Genomic DNA, 7,755 nt, shown 5'->3' on the forward strand with positions numbered 1-7,755 from the left:
CGAAACCGCAAGCGTGCTATGTCGGCGATTGTAGGGCGAAGCGTTAGCGAGGGATGCGCGCCGCAGGACGTTCGATTCCTGTCAGCGCCCGTCCTCGCTAACGCTTCGGGCTTGTGTCGGCGATTGTGACCCGAAGCGTTAGCGAGGGACGCACGCCGCTGGACGTTCGATTTGTCTCCGAGCTCAAGCGGCGCTCCCACTGGCCGACTTCGCTGGCCAGTGGCACACCCCGGTGCCAAAAAGAGAATCGCAGCGACTGTCAGCGCCCGTGCAGCGTCTGTCAGCGCCTATCCTCGCTAACGCTTCGGGCTTGTGTCGGCGATTGTAGGGCGAAGCGTCTCCCGCTACACTTTCGCGAATTTCGCGATCAGATCGACGGTGCGGCAGCTATAGCCCCATTCGTTGTCGTACCAGCTAATGACCTTCAGCATGTTGCCGTCGAGCACTTGCGTCCAATCGCCGGCAAAGATCGAGCTGTGCGAATCGCCGATGATGTCGCTGGAGACAATCGGATCGTCGGTGTAGGCCAGAATGCCCTTGAGCGGCCCTTCCGCGGCCGACTTGATCGCGGCGTTGACTTCTTCCTTCGTCACCGGCCGTTTCATCACCGCCGTCAGATCGACGACGCTGCCGGTCGGCACCGGCACGCGCAGCGAAATGCCTGTCAGCCGACCTTTCAAATCCGGGATCACCAATCCGACGGCCGAGGCGGCGCCGGTCGTGGTCGGGATGATATTTTGGGCCGCGGAGCGGGCCCGATACGGATCGGCATGCGGCAAGTCTTGCACGCGCTGGTCGTTGGTGTAGGCATGCACGGTGGTCATCAGGCCTTTGTCGATGCCGAACTTTTCGTGCAGCACCTTGGCGACCGGAGCCAAGCAGTTGGTCGTGCAACTGGCGTTCGAGATGCATTTCATTGCCGAGGTGAGCTTGTCGTCGTTCACGCCGAGCACGCAGGTCAGATCGGCCCCATCCTTGGCTGGAGCGCTGAGCACGACCTTCTTGGCTCCGCCTTTCAAATGCGAATCGTAGCCGGCCTTGCCATCCTTGCTGCGGGCGGTGAAGATGCCGGTGCTTTCGACGACCACGTCGGCCTGCAATTCGCCCCATGGCAATTCGGCCGGGTCTCTGACCTTCAGGGCGCGAATCTTGTGGCCATTGACCGTGACCGTCGCGTCGTCGTGCTCGACGGTGCCCTGGAAGCGGCGATGGGTGCTATCGTATTTGAGCAGCGTGGCCAGGGTGCGGGTGTCGGTGATGTCGTTGATCCCGACGACTTCGAATTCATCCGACCGGGCGGTCAAGATGCGAAACACCAAGCGGCCGATACGTCCAAACCCATTGATTCCAACACGAATAGCCACGGCGATTCTCCTTGATTCTTCCTGCACTCTTGTCAAACGGAGCGGATATTATAGGAGGGGCGAGGGGCGAGGGGCTAGGGGCTAGAGAAGGCGGCTGAAGCGTTTTTCCCCATACGGCATGCTTCGCCGCATCGTAAGCCGCACCATTCACAAAGCTTTAATCCCCGGGCGATTGAAGGTAGCTCGATCCATGTCCGAAACGTTAGATCGCCGGCCGTCGTGGCAGCTTCCGACGGGCGTCAGCCGCGGAACTTGGGAATACGCCCATGCCGAACATATCGCACGCGACTACGACGAATACTTTGCATTCAATAGCCTGTTTCAGTTCGATCAGGAAGTTTTGAATCGGCATTTCACGCGCCCCGGATATGTCGTCGATCTCGGCTGCGGCACCGGTCGGGCGCTGCTGCCGCTTCTGCGACGGGGCTTTCGCGGCTTGGCGGTCGATCTGTCGGCCGAGATGCTGGCGGTGGTCGGCGAAAAAGCCGAAGTTGAGCAGTTGCCGGTCGATCGGGTGATGGCCAATTTGGTCGATCTCGATTGCCTGGCCGATGGCATTGCCGACTGCTGCATTTCGATGTTCAGCACGCTCGGCATGATTCGCGGGCGGCCAAATCGCGGTCGTGCATTGGCACACGTTCGCCGCGTGCTCAAGCCCGGCGGATTGTTCGTGTTGCACGTTCATAACCTGTGGTACAACCTTTACGATCCGGGCGGTCCATGGTGGCTGTTGAAAAATCTGCTGCGGGCGGCGATCGTGCGCGACGTGGAAGCGGGCGACAAATTTTTCGACTACCGGCAAATTCCCAATATGTTTTTGCATGTGTTCCGCCGGCGAGAATTGATTCGCGCCTTGCGGCAGGCCGGCTTTCGCATCCGCGAATTGATTCCGCTCGACCCGCAACGGCATCGAGCGCTCAGCCGGCCGTGGCTGTTGCCCGATTTGCGCGCGAACGGCTGGATCGTGGTTTGCGAATGATGGACCGCACATGATGGACGGCACCTCTTCGGACGATCCGGCTGCCGATTTCCGCCCGAGGGCGCCGTGGCGAAACCTGCGATTGCGGGCCGAATTGCTCCGCAAGGCGCGGCACTTTTTCGACGTGCGCGATTTTCTCGAAGTGGAAACGCCGCTCTTGTCGGTCGACGTCGTGGTCGATCGGCATTTGGATCCGCTCGGCGTCGTGCTGCCGGACGATCCGCGACGGCCGGAAGCCGGGCGACGGCTGTGGTTGCAAACATCCCCCGAATTCGCGATGAAGCGATTGCTGGCCACGCGAGGTGAACAGGCTCCCGGCGCGATCTTTCAAATCACGCGTGCCTTTCGCGGCGGCGAGACCGGGCCGCTGCACAACCCTGAATTTACGATCGTCGAATGGTATCGCGCCGGCGACGACATGGCGGCCGGCATGGCGCTCTTGTCTGATCTATGCGAGGCGCTGTTAGGCCGCGGGCCGGCGGAACGGATCAGCTACGCCGCGGCGTTCGAGAAATTTGTCGGTCTCGATCCGCACGCGGCGTCCTCGGCCGAGTGCCGCGCCGTCGCGGCGGATTGTGGGATCGCGGTTCCGGATTCGCTCGGCGACGACCGCGACGGCTGGCTCGATCTGTTGCTCACCGAGCGGATTCAAACGCATCTTGGACGGCCGCGTCCCACGATCCTCTTCGATTTCCCGGCGACACAAGCGGCGCTGGCGCGGATTCGCGCTCCCGATGCGGGATCGGGCAATCCGGCGGTCGGCGAACGGTTCGAACTCTATGTCGACGGCATCGAATTGGCCAATGGTTATCACGAACTATTAGACGCCGCCGAACTTCGCCGCCGTCAATCCACGGCCAACGCGCATCGCCGCGCCGATGGTCGCCCAGCTTTGCCCGAGACCAGCCGCTTGCTCGCGGCCATGGAAGCCGGCCTTCCGCCGGCGACCGGCGTTGCGCTTGGGTTCGACCGCTTGGCGATGATCGCCGCCGGCGCGAGGGATCTTCGCGAAGTGATCGCGTTCCCGATCGACCGAGCTTGAGCGGCCGATCGTGCTTTGGGTGTCACTGCTGGGCACGCCAGGCCCACACGGAGTATGCCGGCTACGCAGCAGGCACACTCCGGAAGCCGTCTGCCGGCGGGTCACATGTGGCGAGTATCCCTAGGGCACCGCACATCATGCCAGCAGTGATTCGTGCCGGGGAGTATCGGTTGTGCAAGATAATCCGCCGGTTCGGCGGCAAGATTGCGCGATTTTGCCGACCGCGCATGGGATGCCTATGCCCATGGAATCGGTTGCTTGTGAAATGCCGATAGCTCTGGTTATGCGAGATCTAACAAGGCTAGGCAAAGCACCAATTGTGAATGCTATGCCAATTCCAGCGGTAATCTCGGGCATGACGATTGATAGGCCCCCGAAGAGACCCCTTATGCGGACCGATCGCACGATGACAACCACCGAATCTTCCCGATTGTTCGACGAACCAGCGTCCCGCCCGATCGTTTCCGCTACCCGCAAAGAGCATTGCTGGAACGCCGGAACCGCGCGGCGCCCCAATCGCTGCACCGGGCCAATTGCCGCTATCCTCGCGATTGCCGTTTTGCTTTGCGGCTGCACGTCGTTAACCGACTACATCCACAACGGCTTCAAAGTCGGCCCGAATTATCGCCGGCCGGCCGCTCCCGTGGCCAAAACATGGATCGACACCAACGACGCCCGGGTGAAAACCGACGAAGTCGATCTGAGCCGCTGGTGGACCGTCTTCAACGACCCCGCGCTCAATCAGCTCATCTGCACGTCCTACCACCAAAGCCTGACACTCCGCGAGGCGGGCTTCCGCGTGCTCGAAGCGCGGGCCCAATTGGCGATCGACACCGGTGAACTGCTCCCGCAAACCCAGCAGATGACCGGGAGCTACACGCGAAATGCCATAAGCCGCAACACCGCCAATTCCTCGTTTCTCTCCCAGCGGTTCTACTCGCAATACAACTTCGGCTTCAACCTGGCTTGGGAGCTCGATTTCTGGGGCCGCTTTCGCCGCGCCATCGAAGCCGACGAAGACACGCTCGATGCCCAGGTGGAAAACTACGACTCGGCCTTGGTTACGCTGCTCGGCGACATCGCCACGAACTATGCCCAGATGCGAACGCTCGAACAGCAGATCAAATACGCCCAAGACAACGTGCAGGTGCAGCGTGACACGCTGACGATCGTCGAAGCCCGATTCAAGGCGAGCACGACCAGCGAACTCGACGTGGATCAAGCCCGCAGCACGTTGGCCGCCACCGAAGCGGCGATTCCCGAATTGGAAATCAGTCTGCGGCAAACGGTCAACGAGCTTTGCATCCTGATGGGCATGCCGCCGGAAGAACTCCGCTTGCGGCTCGGGCCGGGCAATATCCCCGCCGCGCCGCCGGAAGTCGTGTTGGGAATACCGGCCGACTTGCTCCGCCGCCGGCCCGACGTGCGGGCGGCCGAGCGCACGCTTGCCGCGCAGTCGGCCCAAATCGGCATCGCCGAAGCCGACTTCTATCCGGCGATTTCGATCACCGGCAACCTCGGCTGGTCGGCCCAACACACCAGCCAGTTGTTCTCGCCCGGTTCGTTCAATGGCACCGTCGGCCCGTCGTTCAATTGGAACATCCTGAACTACGGCCGCATCCTCAACAACGTCCGGCTGCAAGATTATCGTTTCCAAGAATTGCTGGCCACGTATCAACAAACCGTTTTGTCGGCCAACCAAGATGTGGAAAACGGCGTCGTCACGTTCCTTCGCGGACAAGAGCGCACGCGCTTCCAAGCGGAAAGCGTCGAGCAGGCGAAGAAGGCCGTGCAGATCGCGCTGGTGCAATACAAGGCCGGCACGGTCGACTTCACCACGGTCACGACGGTCGAGCAGACCCTCGTCACGCAGCAGAACACGTTGGCCGTAGCCCAAGGCGAAATCGCCACGGGATTGATCCAGGTGTATCGTGCTCTGGGCGGCGGTTGGGAAATCCGCATCAATGGATGCCAGGACATGTTGCAGCCGCCGGGTTCGCCCCGCTCGCTGCCGACACTGCAAACCGCGCAGCCGCAGCCACAACTGCCGGTCGAAGGCGTTCCCACGCCGCTGCCCCAGCTTCAACCGACCCCAGCCCCGCCTCAAAACAACGCTAACCCACCAAGACAATAATGAAATCCACACTCGCAATCGCAACCCTCTTGGCCAGCCTCGCGTTCTCTGCCGCGGCAAATGCCGGCGAGCCGAGCGGCGGTTGGTCGCTTTGGCCGGGCATTTGCCTCCATCCGCCCTGCTGTGCCTGCTGCGACGATTATTGCCCGAAGCCGCTGCCTTGCACGGCTCCGTTTTGCTGCTTCGGCTGCGATGATTACTGCGGAAAGCCGCTGCCGACGGTGACGCCGTTCTGCTGCTTCGGCTGCGACGATTATTGCCCGAAGCCGTGTGTCGTCGTCGCTCCGCTTTGTTGCGGTCCGAACTATACGTGCGGGCCGGCCCCTCGTTGCAATCCATCGCAATCATGGAACCAACCGACCCTGTCCCACCCCTCGTTCCAATCCAATTGCGGCTGCTTGCCGAATCAGCCGGCGCCGCCTGCGAAGTAGCCGGCCGGCGGCCGACGTTCGCAACGAATTCGCAGGCCGCGGGCTTTCCTCGGAAACCAAATGAGCAGCGAAGGTTCTTCCCCGCCGACGAATACCGCGCAACAAGGCGGAAATCTCGATCCGCGAGTCTGCTTCGCGGCCGAACGCACGCTGCTGGCCTGGGTGCGGACGGGACTGGCCATGATGGGATTCGGATTCGTGGTCGCCCGGTTCGGCCTTTTCCTGCGCGAATTGACGAAGGTCACAAACGAGGCCGCCGATCGGCATTCGACGCTTTCTCTGTGGGTCGGAACGGCATTGATCGCGATCGGCGTCGGCGTGAATATCGGAGCCGCCGTGAAACATTGGTCAACCATCCGACGGCTGGAAGAAGGCCGGCCGTTGCGGTTGAACCGCTGGTCGCTGGGTGTCATAGTGGCATACACGCTGGGCATTTTCGGCCTGCTGATGGCGTGCTACCTGGTCTTTGGCTTGGATCGTGCGAAGTGAGATTTTCGCCGGCTCGCGGCCGCGTGAATGATATGGCCAAAGCAAAAATCCTTCTCCAGCTCGATACCGATCCGCAGCCCTGTGTGTTCGATGCGGTCGTGGCGATCGACGCGGGAGCCGAGCATCTCTTGCGGCACGGCGGCGTGAGCGCCGAAAACGCGCAATCCATGCTCTATGGGGGCATGTTCACACGCGGGCCGGCCGACTTGCATTCGACGGCCGTGTTTATCGGCGGTTCGAACGTCGCCGCGGCGGAGGCAATTCTCGAATTGGCCCGCCAGACATTCTTTGGTCCGCTGCGCATGTCGGTGCTGATGGACGCGGCAGGTTCGAATACCACCGCGGCGGCCGCCGTGCTTTCGGCGGCCAAACATCTCGACCTCGCGCAGACAACGGCACTTGTCCTCGGCGGCGCCGGGCCGGTGGGTGAGCGCGTCGCGCGGCTGTTGGCCGAAACGGGAGCGACGGTGCGCATCGGATCGCGAGACGCGGGACGGGCCGAGTCGGTGTGCGGGAAGCTGGCAGCTCGCGCTCGCTCCGGCCGGCTTTCGGCCTGGACAACGGCCGAAAGCGCTTCGCTTCGCACCGCGCTCGAAGGGGTCGAACTGGTGATCGCCGCTGGGCCTCCCGGCGTCTTGCTGCTAAACGCCGGCATTCGCCGCAGCGCCAAGGCCTTGAAGCTCGCGATCGATTTGAATGCGGTTCCGCCGCTCGGAATCGAAGGCATCGCTCCGACGGACGAAGCCCGGCCGCTCGACGGAAGCGTTGCGTATGGCGCGCTCGGGGTCGGCGGTTTGAAAATGAAAATTCACAAAGCGGCCATCCGCCGGCTGTTCGAATCCAACGACGTGATCCTCGACGCCGAAGAAGTTCTCGAAATCGGCATGCGGTTGCTCGGCGCGAAGCCGACCGTCGTGTAGGCGGTCGTTCTGCCGCTGAAAAATCCTCTCGGCCTCCTCTCGGCCCTTCGTTTCTTACGGTTGGACTTCCTCGCGAGGCAGCCTGCCGACTCGCAGTTCACACTGAGAGCGGCCTTTGGCCGCAACCAACGTAGCAGGCACACTCCGTGTGCCGTCTGCGCTCCGCGGCGGGTTGCGCAAAGAGCGGGGCAGACGGCACACGGAGTGTGCCTGCTACATTGAGCCGTCTCGCCGGGCAAAGATTGCGAACGTTCGCTTTTTACCGATGAACTTCTCCATAACCTGCGGAGAAGTTTTGGAATTCCGCGAGTGTGCCATTGGCAGAGCCATCGGCACACCAGAGCGGCCTTTGGCCGCAACCAACGTAGCAGGCACACGGAGTGTGCCTGCTACATT

The 7,755-nt window shown here is 62.1% G+C and carries 7 protein-coding genes; 6 read left to right on the forward strand and 1 reads right to left on the reverse strand.

The window, feature by feature from the left end; translation table 11 throughout:
* Nucleotides 1-344 precede the first annotated feature (344 nt).
* Nucleotides 345-1,364 (reverse strand): type I glyceraldehyde-3-phosphate dehydrogenase, encoded by a 1,020-nt coding sequence (gene gap / locus VHX65_02880; GenBank protein ID HEX3997475.1) that lies wholly within the window; start codon nucleotides 1,362-1,364, stop codon nucleotides 345-347.
* A 190-nt stretch (nucleotides 1,365-1,554) separates the two neighbouring features.
* Here gap and VHX65_02885 point away from each other — a divergent pair, with 190 nt between their 5' ends.
* The 6 genes from VHX65_02885 (at nucleotide 1,555) to VHX65_02910 (ending at nucleotide 7,359) form a co-directional block, all read left to right on the forward strand.
* A complete protein-coding gene (locus tag VHX65_02885; GenBank protein ID HEX3997476.1) occupies nucleotides 1,555-2,343 on the forward strand; it encodes a methyltransferase domain-containing protein in 789 nt (262 codons plus the stop codon).
* A gap of 13 nt (nucleotides 2,344-2,356) precedes the next feature.
* Nucleotides 2,357-3,385, forward strand: a complete 1,029-nt coding sequence (gene epmA, locus VHX65_02890; GenBank protein HEX3997477.1) for an EF-P lysine aminoacylase EpmA — start codon at nucleotides 2,357-2,359, stop codon at nucleotides 3,383-3,385.
* A gap of 388 nt (nucleotides 3,386-3,773) precedes the next feature.
* On the forward strand, nucleotides 3,774-5,519 hold the full coding sequence (locus VHX65_02895; GenBank protein ID HEX3997478.1) for an efflux transporter outer membrane subunit: 1,746 nt from the start codon (nucleotides 3,774-3,776) through the stop codon (nucleotides 5,517-5,519).
* A complete protein-coding gene (locus VHX65_02900; GenBank protein ID HEX3997479.1) occupies nucleotides 5,519-5,950 on the forward strand; it encodes a hypothetical protein in 432 nt (143 codons plus the stop codon). Before VHX65_02895 ends, VHX65_02900 begins: the two co-directional genes overlap by 1 nt.
* A 60-nt stretch (nucleotides 5,951-6,010) precedes the next feature.
* On the forward strand, nucleotides 6,011-6,439 hold the full coding sequence (locus VHX65_02905) for a DUF202 domain-containing protein (GenBank protein HEX3997480.1): 429 nt from the start codon (nucleotides 6,011-6,013) through the stop codon (nucleotides 6,437-6,439).
* A 32-nt stretch (nucleotides 6,440-6,471) separates the two neighbouring features.
* A complete protein-coding gene (locus VHX65_02910; GenBank protein HEX3997481.1) occupies nucleotides 6,472-7,359 on the forward strand; it encodes a methylene-tetrahydromethanopterin dehydrogenase N-terminal domain-containing protein in 888 nt (295 codons plus the stop codon).
* Nucleotides 7,360-7,755: the final 396 nt, after the last annotated feature.

It is taken from the genome of Pirellulales bacterium, assembly GCA_036267355.1.
Classification (GTDB): Bacteria; Planctomycetota; Planctomycetia; order Pirellulales; family DATAWG01; genus DATAWG01.

Coding starts and splice junctions, on each gene's coding strand:
- VHX65_02910 (HEX3997481.1), top strand. CDS start 6,472: ATGGCCAAAGCAAAAATCCTTCTCCAGCTCGATACCGATCCGCAGCCC.
- epmA (HEX3997477.1), top strand. CDS start 2,357: ATGGACGGCACCTCTTCGGACGATCCGGCTGCCGATTTCCGCCCGAGG.
- VHX65_02900 (HEX3997479.1), top strand. CDS start 5,519: ATGAAATCCACACTCGCAATCGCAACCCTCTTGGCCAGCCTCGCGTTC.
- VHX65_02895 (HEX3997478.1), top strand. CDS start 3,774: ATGCGGACCGATCGCACGATGACAACCACCGAATCTTCCCGATTGTTC.
- VHX65_02905 (HEX3997480.1), top strand. CDS start 6,011: ATGAGCAGCGAAGGTTCTTCCCCGCCGACGAATACCGCGCAACAAGGC.
- VHX65_02885 (HEX3997476.1), top strand. CDS start 1,555: ATGTCCGAAACGTTAGATCGCCGGCCGTCGTGGCAGCTTCCGACGGGC.